Here is a 13740-nt window from a genome sequence, read left to right on the forward strand (position 1 = left end):
CATCCCCCCGATGGGTTCCGGTGTTGGACAGCAACTCCAAGGATAGTTGGAGAGTCGCCCCTTCGGTAGCCCTCAGTGTCTGACCAGTCACCCGTCACCACACGCGCGTGAGGGGGTGAGCCGGCCGTGGCCCGAACCTTCTCCGCAGAGGACGAGGAGCAGCTCCGTCAGCTCCACGCCGACGGCGTCAGCAGGAACGAGATCGCCCGTCAGATGGGATGGTCCGTCGGCACGATCACGAACCACGCGAGGCGCCTCGGACTGTCCTTCGACCGGGAGGCCACCAGGGCCGCCGCCGAGGCCCGTCAGGTCGATCTGAAGGACCGACGTCAGCGGATCCAGGAACAGCTTCTGGACCTGGCGGAGCGGACCATCGAGAGGGCCCAGACCCGGTACCTGGTGCATGGCTTCAGCCACACCGGCGAGAGCGTGGCCGAGTGGCTCCAGCAGCCCCCGGCCAAGGAGACCAAGGACCTGACCCTGGCCGCCTCCAGTGCCCTGACGAGCGCCCTGAAGCTCGCCCAGGTCGACGCCGGGGACGAGGGGCGGGAGAACGCTAGGGGACTCCTCGCGACCCTCGGGGAGGCCATGACGGCTGCTGCCCGTGAGCTTGGGGGCGACGATGCCGACGAGTACGGCTCGTAGCACGCAGTTCCTCCTGGAGCGCTTCTCCCCCAAGCAGATCCTGAGCATCGCGGCGGCCAACCGGAGGATCAACCTCTGGGAGGGCGCGGTCTCCTCGGGCAAGACCATCGCCTCCTTGTGGGCCTGGCTGACGTTCGTGGAGAGCGCCTCCACGTCCGGCGAGCTAGTGATGATCGGCAAGACGCGGGACTCCGTATACCGCAACGCTCTCCAGCCGCTCATGAACCCGGAGATCTTCGAGGACCTCGCCCTCCAAGTCGACTACAACCCGGGAGCCCCCACAGCCCGGATCTTCGGACGCCTGGTCCACGTCATCGGCGCGAACGACGTCAAGAGCGAGAACAAGATCCGAGGCATGACCTGCGTCGGCGCCTATGTCGACGAGGCCACGCTCCTCCCGGAGACCTTCTGGGACATGCTCCGGACCCGCATGAGGGCCCCTGGAGCCCGCATCTTCGCCACGACCAACCCGGACGCGCCGACGCACTGGCTCCGCGAGAAGTTCATCGACGACCCCGACATCCGGCGGTCGATGAGGGTCTTCTCCTTCGAGCTGGACGACAACATCCATCTGACGGCGGACTATGTCGAAGAGACGAAGCGGATGTACTCCGGCCTGTTCTACAGGCGGTTCATCCTCGGAGAGTGGTGCGCGGCAGAGGGCGCGGTCTTCGACATGTTCGACCGGGCCCGGCACGTCGTGGACATCCTTCCGCCGATCACGCGGTGGCTGTCCCTTGGTGTCGACTACGGCACTTCGAACCCGACCCATGCGGTCCTGGTGGGCTTCGGCAACGACGGATGCCTCTACGCGGCTGCGGAGTGGCGGTACGACGGGCGCAAGGCCCAGCGCCAGATCACTGACGTGGAGGCCTCTGAGCGCCTGCGGGCCTGGCTGAGCACCGTGAGCCCTCCCGGTACCCGAGAGCGCGGTATACGGCCGGACATCGTGGCAGTGGACCCTTCCGCGGCCTCGTTCCACGCTCAGCTCCGGCAGGACGGCCTGAGCCCCCGGCCGGCTCACAACAAGGTCCTGAGCGGCATCCGCATCCTGATGGCCCTCTTCGCTGCCGACAAGCTCCGCATCCACAGCTCGTGCAAGGAACTGCTGAAGGAGATCGACGGCTACGTGTGGGACCCCCGGGCCACCGAGAAGGGCGAGGACGCGCCCCTGAAGCAGAACGACCACGGCGTGGACGCGCTGCGCTACGCCATCAAGACCACACAGCACATCTGGCGCCCCCAGATCAACATCCCGCTCTCGCAGGGAGACCGCGAGGACGAACGAGCCGCATAAGGGGGGTCTGAGATGGCTACCGCATGGCCTCCTCCGGAACTCGCCGATGTCTTCGCCCAGCAGGGGATCTGGAGCGCCTGGTACGCCGGGACTCCGGAAGGTTTGGCGGACGCGTACCTGAACGCGCCCAACGACAGGCCCGCCGTTCGACGGAAGGGCTTCCTGGCCCGTCTGGGTCGATGGTTCTGGGGACAGCCCACCCCCATCGGAGAACGGCCCTCCAAACTCCACGTCCCGCTCGCGGGGGCCATCGCCGCCACCAGCGCCAACCTGCTGTTCGGGGCACCGCTGAACCTCACGGCGGAGGACGAGGCGACGCAGGAGCGCCTGGACCAGCTCGCCGACGACACCACGTACGCAGTCCTGCGTGAAGCCGCCGAGATCTGCGCCGCCCTGGGAGGGGTGTACCTGCGGGTGGTCTGGGACCAGAGCGTCCAGGACAAGCCCTGGCTGGTCGCGGCCTCCCCGGACATCGCGATTCCGGAGTGGAAGTGGGGCCGGCTGAGCGCCGTCACGTTCTGGAATGTGATCCGCGAGGACGCGAACACGGTCGTACGCCAGCTTGAGCGCCACGAGCCCGGCTGGATCCGGCACTCCGTGTGGGTCGGCTCCCAGAACGAGCTGGGCACCCAGATGGCCCTGACGGACTTCCCGGAGACGGCTGGTCTCGCGGACCTGGTGGTCGACGGTGACGGCGTCCCCACGGGCACGCTCAAGCTCACCGCGCAGTACGTGCCGAACCTCAAGCCGAACAAGCTCTGGCGCCACCTGCCCGCAGCCGCGCACCTCGGCCGCTCGGACTTCTCCGGTGTCGAAGCGCTGATGGACGCGCTGGACGAGGCGTACAGCGACTGGATGCGCGACCTCCGCACGGGCAAGGCCCGGCTGCTGGTCGGCACGGAGGTACTCGACAACCTCGGCAAGGGCCAGGGCGGGTACTTCGACATCGACCGTGAGCTGTTCGCCCCGCTGAACCTTGCCCCCGGTGAGGACAGGGGCTCGGTCATCGAGCAGGTGCAGTTCAACATCCGCACGGAGGAGCACCGCGCGCTCTGTGCCGACCTGGCCGAGCGGATCATCCTCGGGGCCGGGTACAGCCTCCAGACCTTCGGGGTCACGAGCGAGGGCGGCGGCAACCCCACAGCAACGGAGATCGCGGCCCGGGAACGACAGTCGCTCACCACCAGGGCGAACAAGGCCAGCTACTGGCGACCCGCCCTGGTGCACCTTTTCGGGGTACTGCTGGAGATCGACCGGGCCGTTTTCGGTACTCAGGTCATCCCGGTGCAGCCGCACGTCGAGTTCCCCGACCTGGTCACCCCGGACCCGGGCGAGACAGCTGAGCAGCTCGAACTGCTGAACCGCGCGGGGGCCATCTCCACCTTCGAGAAGGTCCGTCGGCTCAACCCCGACTGGCGCGAGGAGCAGGTCCTCGAAGAGGTCGCGCGTATCAAGTCGGAGCTGGCACAGCCGGAGCCGGCCGCCCCACCGGCAGACACCGAGGATGCCGCCTAGATCGGGCTACCACAGGTCAAGCAGGCGATCCGCCCACGGAGCCGCGCCTCGTCCTCCGAAATCTGCTCCACAGGTTGCACCTCGTACCCCTGCACGTCGCTGCCCTGCTGGCCGCTCACCAGCGCACGGCAGTCCTCCCGGGCGTGGTACCGGTCGCCCTTGGCTGTCATCCAGACGGTCTTCGACATGCGCGCAACGTACCGCCCCTGCCCCCCGATTCGTCAGCGAGTCGCCAGACCCGTTGAGCCCGCATGGGCACCACCACCCGACAAGGGAGCACGAGCATGACGACCCCCGCAGAGCCCGCCACGGGCGGGGAGAGCACCACCAGCCCTGAGGGCACGATGCCCTCGGAAGGCACCACCCAGCCCGAGTCCGGCAAGGACGACAAGGGCAACAAGGGTGGCGAGACGAACTGGCAGGCCGAGGCCGAGAAGTGGAAGGCCCAGGCCCGCAAGCACGAGGACCGCTCGAAGAGCACCAACTCCGAACTCCAGCGGCAGGCCGCCCTGCTCGCCAAGCTCGCCGAGAAGGCAGGCATCGAGCTGGACGACGGCAAGGCCGACCCGGACAAGCTCGCCCAGCAGCTCACCGCGAGCCAGACGAAGGCGCGGCAGAGCGCCGTGGAGCTTGCCGTGTACCGGGCCGCCTCCAAGCACAGCGCCGACCCTGAGGCCCTGCTCGACAGCCGGGGCTTCCTGAAGCAGGTCGACGACCTGGACCCCGAAGCGGACGACTTCGCCACCAAGGTCGGCGACGCGATCAAGTCGGCAGTGGAGTCCAACCCCAAGCTCAAGTCCGCTACGGCCCCGGCCCCTCCCGCGCGCAGTGGGACGGAGTTGGCGGGGCGAGGCGAAGGAGCCCGCAAACCCACCAACTTGGCCGACGCCGTGGCTGCACGGCTGCGCGGCAACTGATCTGAAGGAAGAAGCCCATGCCCGTCACCCTGAACGAGGCGAAGAACAACGCCACGGACGACATCGACGTCCAGGTCATCGACGAGTTCCGCAAGGAGAGCGCCGTCCTGGACGCGCTCACCTTCGACGACGTGGTGAACCCCGCCGGTGGCGGTGCGACCCTGACGTACGGCTACCGCCGGCTCGTCACCCAGCCCACCGCGACCTTCCGTGCGCTCAACACCGAGTACACGCCCAGCGAGGTCCAGAGCCAGCGGTACAGCGTCGACCTGGCCGTCCTCGGTGGCAGCTTCGAGGTGGACCGCGTCATCGCAAAGATCGGTCCGGCTGCGTCCGGTGCCGTGGCGCTGAACATGGCCCAGAAGATCAAGGCGACCAAGACGCGCTTCCAGGACGCCGTCATCAACGGTGACGTCGTTGACGGCACGGACGCGGACGCCGCCAACGGCTTCGATGGTCTGAACAAGGCCCTCTCGGGCTCCAGCACGGAGTTCCGGCCCACCGAGGTCACCGACTGGTCCGACTTCGACACCAATCCGGCCTCGGCCCAGGTCGCCCTGGACGCGCTCGACGAGTGGCTGTCGCTGCTCGACGGCACCCCGACCATGGTCCTGGGCAACACCAAGGCTCTGGCCCGCGTGCGCGCCCTGGCCCGTCGGGCTGGTGTCTACACCCGGAACCCGGTGGAGGGTCTGATGGGCCCCGGTGGTCGTCCGATCGTCCGCGAGTCGTACGGCGACATCGTGTTCGTCGACCCGGGCGACAAGGCGGGCTCCTCGTCCCCGATCATCCCGATCGAGACGCGGGACCCCGACAGCTCGACCTGGACCCTGGAGGTCACCGGCTCCCCCACCGGCGGTACGTACACCGTCAGCGTGACCATCGCCGGGAACACTCAGACGACCTCGGGCATCGCCTACAACGCCTCGGCCTCCACCGTGCAGTCGGCCATTACCGGCCTTTCCAACGTGGGCTCGGGCAACGCGACCGTCACCGGCTCGGCCGTGAATACCCTCACCTTCACCGGGGACCCGGCGGACGCGCCGGTGACCGTCACCGCGTCGAGTGCTGGGCTCACCGGCGGTACCTCGCCGGGCGTCACCGTGACGCAGTCGGGAGACAGCGCGGTGTCGGGCCTGACCGACCTGTACGCGGTCCGCATGGGCCTGGACGGCTTCCACGGCGTCACCACCGTCGGCGGTCAGATCGTCTCCACCTACCTCCCGGACTTCACCACCGCCGGTGCCGTGAAGAAGGGCGAGGTCGAGATGGGCCCGATCGCCGTGGTCCTGAAGGCCACCAAGGCGGCGGCCGTGTTCCGCAACATCAAGGTCCAGTAGGCCCCCGATGGCGTACGCGACGGAAGCAGAGTTCGCCGCGTTCCTGGACCCCGACAGCCCGCCAGCTCACGCCCGAAGGCTGCTCGACACAGCCTCGGACCAGATCGACGAGCTGATCCGGTTCGCCGTGTACGAGGTCGACGCCGATGGCGACCCGTTGTCCGTCCAGGTCGCCGACGCCCTCACGAAGGCGACGATCCACCAGGCCCAGTACCTGATGACGACAGGGGACGAGACGGGGGCCAACGCCAACGTCTCGTCCATGTCGCAGGGCGGCCTGAGCATCGCCCGTTCCTTCGGCTCCGGAGGCTCCGGCAGGACGCCAAGGTACTCGGAGAACGCCATCGGGGCGCTGCGGGCTCAAGGGCTCCTGCCCGTCCGTCCTCGCACGCGCTGAGGGGGTGCCGTGGCGCTCCTCCTCGCTCCTCACACGGTGACCGTGGTGAAGGCCCCCGAGGGCTTCGACGCGGAGGGGAACAGCAACACCGACTGGTCCAGCGCTGAGCGGACAACCATCCAGGGCCAAGTGGAGCCCGCGGCCTCCTCGGAGAACCGCGACAACCGGGATCAGGTCGCGACGACCTACCTGGTCAGGCTCCCTCCTGGCACTGCGGTGGGCCCCAGGGACCGGCTGGAGTGGCGCGGCATGACCCTGGAGGTCACCGGAGACCCACTCCCCTGGCTGGGCCTGGCAGCGCTGGACCACCTCCAGCTCACCGCCGTACGCATCCAGGGGTGAGCCGTGGACGGCATCACCAGCATCCAGATCGACCAGGCGGCCATCAAGGCCCTGACGCGGCACGAGACGGTCCAGCAGGCCGTCCAGGACACCGCAGAGCGCGGGCGGGACTTCGCCCGCTCCATCGCCCCCGTGGACACCGGGCGGTACCGGGACTCGATCGAGGTCCGCGAGGACGGCGACGGGGCGGAGATCGTCTCGGACGTCGACTACGCGGCCCACCTGGAGTACGGCACCCGGCACATGGAGGGCCAGCACATCTTCGGCCGGACGCTCGACTCCATGGTCAAGAGCGGCGGCACGTCATGACGAGAGGAACGACATGTCCGTCCAGGTGAAGGTCTCCTTCCCCCACAAGGACTGGCAGGGCAACCCCCACGAGGTGGGCGAGGTGTACGCCTGCTCCGAGCAGGAGGCCGACACCCGCGTCCGGGACGGCTTCGTACGCCGCGTGGACGGAGCGACCCCGCAGCCGGCCGCCAAGGCCGAGTCCAAGCCCGCCAAGACCGAGCAGTCCCGCAAGGCCGCCGAGGACAAGGCCCCTTCCGCCTAGGAGGTCGCCGTGGCCCTCAGCGACGTGCAGGTCTTCCCGGATGCGGAGCTGATGGCCAGGAACTTCCTCGCCGAGTTCTTCGGCACCGAGGCGCACCTGTGCACCGTGCTGCCGGAGGATGCCCAGTTCGACGAACTGATCCAGGGCAAGCCCGTGATCCGCGTGATGCGGATCGGCGGCTCCTGGCGCTTCCGCAGGTCTCTGGACGAACCGATGGTCGACATCGACGTCTGGGCCAACTCCCTGACCTCCGCCCGCTCTACGGCCAACCAGGCCCGTGCGGCCGTGGCGGACATGGCGGGAGACCAGCGCGACGGCGGCCTGTGCACGCACACCGCCGAGATCTCCGGGCCCGGTAGACGCCCGGAGGACAACCCATCCGTCTACCGCATCGGCTTCACCGCTGGGCTCCTCGTGCGCCCCGCGTGACCGACTCTCTCCCGGGCCTGACCCGGACCATCACCCCCTGAAGGAGGGACCCATCATGGCTGACACCAGTGACGGCGTCCGGGTCGGATACGCGGGCAAGGCGTACATCGGTGCCGTCGGTGCCACCGTGCCCACCGACCTGACGTCTGCCTGGGACGCGGACGAGTGGTTCAACCTCGGCAAGGTCTCCGAGGACGGCCTCACCGAAGCGACGGACCAGGCCCGAGCCGAGTTCAAGGCGTGGGGCTACGACGCCCCCGTGCGGACCCAGCTCACGTCCAAGACCACCACGTTCCAGCTCACGTTCATCCAGACCAGCAACCCGCACGTCATCAGCCTGTACCACTCGGTGGCGCTGGACGACATGACCACCACGGGCACCGGAGACGCGGCGTACACCTCGTTCTCCACCGGTCAGAACACCGAGCCGGACGTCCGCGCCCTGGGCCTGGACATCGTGGACGGCGACTTCCACACGCGGATCATCATCCCGCGCTGCGAGGTCACCGAGCGCGGCAACAAGGTCTACAAGGGCGACACCCTGGTCTCCTACCAGATGACCTTCACGGCGCTGACCGCCTCGGACGGCACCTCCGTCCACTACAAGATCGGCGGCCTCGTGGTCCCGGTCGTGACCCCGTGATCTGAGCGGCTCCGCTCACCCTGCACGACGAACCACACCCACCCTTCTTGGAGTCACCCATGCCCGAGTACCGGGACGACGAGTACGAGTACGACGAGCCGGAGGAGTTCGACGCTCCGGAGGACGAGGTCGACGACCTCGACCTGGACGACGACTTCAGCGGTGCCGACCTCGCCAAGCGCGAGGCCACCCGGAAGCCGTACCGCTTCCGTGGCGCCACGGGCACCGTCTACGAGATCCCCCACCCGGACCTGTGGCCGACCCGCTCCGAGCTGTCGCTCACCCAGGGCGACCTGGCCGGGTGGGCCATGGACGTCTTCGGCGGTGACACCGACCTGGCCCAGTCCTTCCTGGACGAACCCCGCTACGTCATGCGTCCCGCCATGGAACGGGTTGTGGAGATCGTCAACGAGACCTCGAAGGCGGGGCTGAACCGGGGGGAACGGCGGGCTTCCGCGCGCACGTCGCGGAGTACTCGGACGCGCTCGAAGCGTCGCTAATCGCCGAGTACGGCGCGGAAGGCGACCTCCTCAAGTTCTACCGGGGCGAGATGACCGTCCGGCGGCTGAAGGTCCTGATCGACGGCCTGCCCTCGCATTCGCTGTACAAGGCGCGGCTCCGTGGCATCGCGGACGGCCAGCGGTGGGGCGACGAGACGTACCTCCTCGCCTTCATCGCCGACATGCTCCAGGCCCAGTACGGGGTCTCTTACGTCGGCGTCACGAACAAGCAGCCCCCACAGATGACCCCGTACCCGCGTCCCGAAAGGGAGGAGCGGGAGACGCGCGAGCAGGTCGAGGCCAACGCCAGGGCTGAGGACTACCTCGAACTCGTCCAGAGCGGCGCCCTGGAGGGCCAGCAGGCGCCCGGACAGATCAGCGGTACCGCAGCACCGGGCCAGGTCCCCCGCAGCCTGCCTCCACAGGAAGCACGGCCACCAACTGAATAGGGGGCGGTCGTGACCACTCCTGTCGGCACTGTCTCCCTCCGGGTCTCCCCGGACGTCAGCCGCTTCGGACAGGAGCTGTCCCAGCGCCTCCGGGCCACCGGAGTCACGTCGGTGGCCGTCCCGATCGAGATCGACCGCCCCTCGCTCGCCCGCTTCCGGGCTGACGTGGCGAACCTGACCCGTCCGGTGACCCTGCCGGTCCTGGTCCAGCTCGAACGGACGGCCCAGGCGCAGTACCGTGCCCAGCTCGCCGCTCTGCTGCGGGACCAGCAGGTCAACGTCAACGTCAACCTCCAGGGCGATCGGGAGGCCCAGGCCCGCCTGGCCCGGCTCGCTCAGGACCGCAGGGCGAACATCCAGGTCGACGTCAACCAAGGAGCGGCCAGCACGATCGGCCGCATCACCTCGGCGGCCGGCTCAGCCTTCGGCGCCGTGGCGAACCTCGGCTCCCGGCTCGCCATGCTCGGCTCTGCCGCTCCCCTGATCGGTGCGGTCGTCAACGTGGTGGCCGCCATCGCTCCGGCGGCTGCCGTGGCCGTTCCGGCCGTAGCTGCCCTCGGCTCCGCCATCGGGGCCATCAAGCTCGGCACCGCCGGGCTCGGGGACGCCTTCAAGGAGGCGTTCAATCCGGCGGCCTCCGGGGCTTCTGGAGCGGCTTCCGCGACCCGCCAGGTCGAGCAGGCCCAGCAGTCCCTGGCAGACGCCCAGAGGGCCGTGGGAGACGCCCAGCGCCAGGCGGCCGAGCAGGTCGCCCAGGCCCAGCGCCAAGTAGCCGACGCTCATCGTGACCTGGCCGAGGCTCAGGAGGACGCCAAGCGGGCCCAGCAGGACCTGACCGAGGCGTACGAGGAGGGCCGCCGGGCCCTTCAGGACCTCAACCTCCAGCTCGAAGGCTCCAAGCTCGACGAGCAGGAGGCGATCCTCCGGGTCAAGGAGGCCCAGGAGGAGCTGGACAAGGTCCTCCGGGATCCCAGGTCGAGCGAGCTGGACCGCGAACAGGCCCGCCTGCGGCTCCAGGAGGCCCAGCATGGGCTGAAGGAGCAGCGGGTCGAGACCGAGCGGCTCCGCAAGGACACCGCTGCCGCCAACAAGGCCGGTATCGAAGGCACCGACCAGGTCAAGGCGGCCAAGGAGCGGCTCGCTCAGGCCAACCAGAACGTCGCCGACAAGGCCCGAGGCGTCAAGGACGCAGAGGCCGCGGTGGCCAAGGCGCAGGCCGACGGAGCCCGTCAGGTCGCCGACGCACAGCGTGCGGTGGCCGACGCCTCCCGGGCCCTGGCAGACGCTCAGGCCAAGTCGGCGGAGCAGACGGCCAAGCTCACGGAGAACTTCGCCAAGCTCAGCCCGAACGCCCAGTCGTTCGTCAACGCGGTCAAGGGACTGAAGCCCTCCTGGGACTCCATGCAGCTCGGGGTTCAGGACCGTCTGCTCGCCGGGCTGGGCGGCCGGCTCACGGATGTGGGCTCCCGGGTCATCCCGATCCTGCGGGGTGGCCTGGAGGGCACTGCGGGCGTCCTGAACCGGATGGCCAAGGGCGCCCTGGACGCGGTGAACAACCTGGCCAAGACCGGGATGCTCAAGCAGATCTTCGACGGGGCCACCAAGTCCCTGTCACCGCTGAGCCGCATCCCGGGCCAGATGGTCACCGCCTTCGGCCAGGTGGCTGTTGCGGCTCAGCCCGCTCTCCAGCGCATCACGGAGGGCGCGGCCAGCGCAGCGGACGGCGTCTTCGACAAGCTCACCAAGGCGTTCGAGTCGGGCGCCATGGAGCAGGCCATCGACCAAGCGGTCACCCTGCTCGGCGACCTGATGGACGTCGCGGGGAACGTCTTCTCCATCCTCGGCGACATCTTCATGGCCGGGGAGGGCACCGGCGGCGGCACCATCGGGATGCTGAAGGAGATCACCGGGGCCATCTCGGAGATCACCTCAAGCCCCGAGGTCCAGGCCGGACTGAAGGCGCTCTTCTCCGTGATGGGGACGCTCGCCCAGCAGGTGGCGCCGCTCCTCGGTACGGCCCTGAAGTTCATCGGGCAGATCTTCGAGCAGCTCGGCCCCCCGATCGAGACGGTCGTGGTGGCACTGGGCAACGCCCTGGCACCCGTGATGGACGCCCTGGGCCCGATCCTCGTAGTCGTCGCCCAGGTCCTCGGCCAGGTCCTGGAGGCCGTCGCGCCCCTGATCCCCGTGATCGGTGACCTGGTCGCCCTGGCGCTGGAGCCGCTGAAGCCCATCGTCCAGGTGGTGGGCCGACTGATCGAGGCCCTGGCCCCGGTCGTGGTCATCCTGGCCGACGTACTGAGCAAGGTCCTGACTCCGATCCTGGGGATCGTCGGCGACATCCTCGTGGCGGTCGCCGAGAAGGCAGCGACTCAGTTCCTCGCGATTCTGGAGCAGTTGCTCCCGGTCATCCCGGAGCTGATCCCGCCCCTGCTCAGCGTCGCCCAGTCCCTGGGCGAGCTGCTGCTCGCCATCGCGCCGCTGCTGCCGCAGATTCTCATGCTGGGCACGCAACTCCTCCTGGTGCTGCTCCCGGCGATCCTGCCCCTGCTCCCGCCGATCCTCCAGCTCGTCGACCTGCTGGTGAAGCTGGCAGTCTGGGCGATCAAGGAGACCGTCCTCCCGGCCATCCAGGGCCTGATCGACTTCGTGAAGGACATGGGGCGCAAGCTCCAGCCCTTCATCGACGCGGTCAAGCACGTCACCGAGTGGATCGCCGACAAGTTCCAGTGGCTCTACGACAAGCTCGTCGGCCACTCGATCATCCCGGACTTGATCAAGAAGATCCGCGACTGGTTCGAGACGGGCAAGCGGTGGATCAAGTCGATCTGGAACGCCGTCTGGGAGAACACGATCGGGCGGGCCATCTCAGCTGCCCAGACCGTGGCCGAGAAGGTGACGGGCTTCGCCCGGGGAATCCGGGACCGGTTCAACGACGCCAAGCGCTGGGCCAGCGAGAAGTGGAACAGTCTCTGGTCCGGCGTCTCCGGGACCGTCACCTCGATGCGCAAGACCATCGAGGGCAAGGTCCGGGACTTCAAGGACGCGGTGGTCGACTTCTTCTCGAAGGCGGTCAGCGGGGTCAAGACGGCCTGGGACAAGCTCCAGGACGTTGCCAAGAAGCCCGTAAAGTTCCTGATCCAGACGGTCTTCAACGAAGGCCTGCGGAAGGTCTGGAACAACACGGCGGCCAAGCTCCCGGGCATCGGCAAGATCGACGAGATGAAGCTCCCCAAGGGCTTCGCAAGCGGCGGCATCCTGCCGGGCTACACACCGGGCCGGGACGTTCACCGCTTCGTCTCCCCCACGGGAGGCGTGCTCGACCTCTCCGGAGGCGAGGCCATCATGCGGCCCGAGGTCACTCAGGCCGTCGGCCGAGAGGGCATCCACGCCCTCAACGCGGCGGCCCGCCAGGGCGGCGTCGCGGGTGTCCAGGCCCTGCTGAGCAGTGCTCTCCCGCATCGCGCCTTCTGGGGCGGTGGCATCTGGGACACGATCACTGACAACCCCGTCACGAACGCTGTGAAGGGGGCCGTCGCCAAGGGTGCCGACTGGGCACGGGGCGGCGTCGCCGACCTGGCCGAGAAGGCCTTGAAGGCCCTGCTCGGGGTCAGCTCGCTGACGGTCGACACGAAGAACCAGATCTGGTCCAAGCTCGTCGGCAACATCCCGGTGGTGCTGGCGGACAAGATCGTCGACTTCATCCGGGGCAATGAGGCGGAGGTCGGGGGCGGAGGCTCCTGGATCAAGCCCGTCAACGCCGCCTACGGCACGAAGTTCGGGGTCAAGGGCCACATGTGGTCCTCCGGGTACCACACGGGCCTGGACATCCCGGCGGCCGTCGGTACGGCCATCAAGGCCGTGGCTGCTGGCCGGGTCTCCTCGGTCAGCCGATCCGGTCCGTACGGCAACCACCTCACCGTGGACCACGGCGGCGGCCTCACGTCGCTGTACGCCCACATGTCCGAGATCGTGGCGAAGGCCAAGCAGACCGTTGCGGCCGGCTCACTGATCGGACGCGTGGGGGCCACCGGCAACACCACGGGCCCGCACCTCCACCTGGAGGCCCGGGTCAACGGCAAGCCGGTGGACCCGATGCCGTACCTCACCAGTGGTGGCAGCGCGCTGAACACGCCCGGCTCGGGCGTCCAGCGGTGGGCAGGGGTGGTCCAGCAGGCCCTGAGCCTGGTGGGCCAGCCGTCCTCCCTGGTGCAGACGACCTTGCGCCGGATGAACCAGGAGAGCGGCGGCAACCCGAGGGCCGTCAACAAGTGGGACAGCAACTGGCACGCGGGACACCCGAGCGTCGGCCTCATGCAGGTCATCGGACCCACCTTCCGGGCCTACGCGGGGCGCTTCAGGAACAAGGGCCCGTTCCTCTACGGAACCTCGATCGACCCGCTCGCCAACGTGTACTCCTCCATGCGGTACGCCCTCGCGGCGTACGGCTCGCTCTCGAAGGCGTACAACCGCCCCGGCGGATACGACAACGGTGGATGGCTGCCACCGGGGATCACGCCGGTGGTCAACGAGACGGGGGTCCCCGAGGCGATCCTCAACCCACAGCAGTGGGACGCCATGATCACGCTTGCCGAGAAGGTGAAGCGCGACCAGGCAGGCGGCCACCACATCACGGTGAATAACCCTCCGCAGCCCACCGGCGAGAAGCAGGTGGCGGAAGCCCTGTACAGGGCGGAACTCCTGGGGAGGTGA

At 68.6% G+C, this 13740-nt stretch carries 15 protein-coding genes; 14 read left to right on the forward strand and 1 reads right to left on the reverse strand.

The window, feature by feature from the left end; translation table 11 throughout:
- Positions 1 to 126 precede the first annotated feature (126 nt).
- From IE263_RS22350 to IE263_RS22360, 3 genes are read left to right on the forward strand one after another with little or no spacing between them, the layout of a single operon-like run.
- Complete coding sequence (locus IE263_RS22350; protein WP_189939390.1) at positions 127 to 645, forward strand: GcrA family cell cycle regulator; 519 nt, start codon at positions 127 to 129, stop codon at positions 643 to 645.
- Positions 623 to 1942 carry a PBSX family phage terminase large subunit gene (locus IE263_RS22355; protein ID WP_189939392.1) on the forward strand — a complete coding sequence of 440 codons (1320 nt, stop codon included), beginning with the start codon at positions 623 to 625 and terminating at the stop codon, positions 1940 to 1942. The genes IE263_RS22350 and IE263_RS22355 overlap by 23 nt, the downstream gene beginning before the upstream one ends.
- A gap of 12 nt (positions 1943 to 1954) precedes the next feature.
- Positions 1955 to 3457 (forward strand): phage portal protein, encoded by a 1503-nt coding sequence (locus tag IE263_RS22360; protein ID WP_189939394.1) that lies wholly within the window; start codon positions 1955 to 1957, stop codon positions 3455 to 3457.
- On the opposite strand, the gene IE263_RS22365 is transcribed toward IE263_RS22360, so the two are convergent.
- Positions 3454 to 3645, reverse strand: coding sequence for a hypothetical protein (locus tag IE263_RS22365; protein ID WP_189939396.1), 192 nt, complete (start codon positions 3643 to 3645; stop codon positions 3454 to 3456). The genes IE263_RS22360 and IE263_RS22365 overlap by 4 nt on opposite strands.
- 96 nt (positions 3646 to 3741) lie before the next feature.
- Here IE263_RS22365 and IE263_RS22370 point away from each other — a divergent pair, with 96 nt between their 5' ends.
- The 11 genes from IE263_RS22370 to IE263_RS22425 are packed head-to-tail and all read left to right on the forward strand — an operon-like array spanning position 3742 to position 13740.
- On the forward strand, positions 3742 to 4374 hold the full coding sequence (locus tag IE263_RS22370; protein WP_189939398.1) for a hypothetical protein: 633 nt from the start codon (positions 3742 to 3744) through the stop codon (positions 4372 to 4374).
- A gap of 17 nt (positions 4375 to 4391) precedes the next feature.
- Entirely contained in the window at positions 4392 to 5714 is a 1323-nt protein-coding gene (locus IE263_RS48695; RefSeq protein WP_229911098.1) for a major capsid protein, read from the forward strand.
- Between the two features lie 7 nt (positions 5715 to 5721).
- Positions 5722 to 6111 (forward strand): hypothetical protein, encoded by a 390-nt coding sequence (locus IE263_RS22385; RefSeq protein ID WP_189939400.1) that lies wholly within the window; start codon positions 5722 to 5724, stop codon positions 6109 to 6111.
- Between the two features lie 9 nt (positions 6112 to 6120).
- The gene (locus tag IE263_RS22390; RefSeq protein ID WP_189939401.1) at positions 6121 to 6453 is read left to right on the forward strand and encodes a head-tail adaptor protein; all 333 of its coding nucleotides are present in this window, start codon (positions 6121 to 6123) and stop codon (positions 6451 to 6453) included.
- Positions 6454 to 6456: 3 nt separating this feature from the next.
- Complete coding sequence (locus tag IE263_RS22395) at positions 6457 to 6762, forward strand: HK97-gp10 family putative phage morphogenesis protein (RefSeq protein WP_189939402.1); 306 nt, start codon at positions 6457 to 6459, stop codon at positions 6760 to 6762.
- Positions 6763 to 6775: 13 nt separating this feature from the next.
- A complete protein-coding gene (locus tag IE263_RS22400) occupies positions 6776 to 7006 on the forward strand; it encodes a hypothetical protein (RefSeq protein ID WP_189939403.1) in 231 nt (76 codons plus the stop codon).
- 9 nt (positions 7007 to 7015) lie between these two features.
- A complete protein-coding gene (locus tag IE263_RS22405) occupies positions 7016 to 7435 on the forward strand; it encodes a phage tail termination protein (protein ID WP_189939404.1) in 420 nt (139 codons plus the stop codon).
- A 55-nt stretch (positions 7436 to 7490) separates the two neighbouring features.
- On the forward strand, positions 7491 to 8078 hold the full coding sequence (locus tag IE263_RS22410; protein WP_189939405.1) for a phage tail tube protein: 588 nt from the start codon (positions 7491 to 7493) through the stop codon (positions 8076 to 8078).
- 59 nt (positions 8079 to 8137) lie between these two features.
- The gene (locus tag IE263_RS22415; protein WP_189939406.1) at positions 8138 to 8578 is read left to right on the forward strand and encodes a hypothetical protein; all 441 of its coding nucleotides are present in this window, start codon (positions 8138 to 8140) and stop codon (positions 8576 to 8578) included.
- Positions 8579 to 8628: 50 nt separating this feature from the next.
- Positions 8629 to 9027, forward strand: coding sequence for a hypothetical protein (locus IE263_RS22420; RefSeq protein WP_189939407.1), 399 nt, complete (start codon positions 8629 to 8631; stop codon positions 9025 to 9027).
- Between the two features lie 9 nt (positions 9028 to 9036).
- Positions 9037 to 13740, forward strand: coding sequence for a peptidoglycan DD-metalloendopeptidase family protein (locus IE263_RS22425; protein ID WP_189939408.1), 4704 nt, complete (start codon positions 9037 to 9039; stop codon positions 13738 to 13740).

This window comes from Streptomyces aurantiogriseus (genome assembly GCF_014649375.1).
In the GTDB taxonomy this organism is placed as follows: Bacteria; Actinomycetota; Actinomycetes; order Streptomycetales; family Streptomycetaceae; genus Streptomyces; species Streptomyces aurantiogriseus.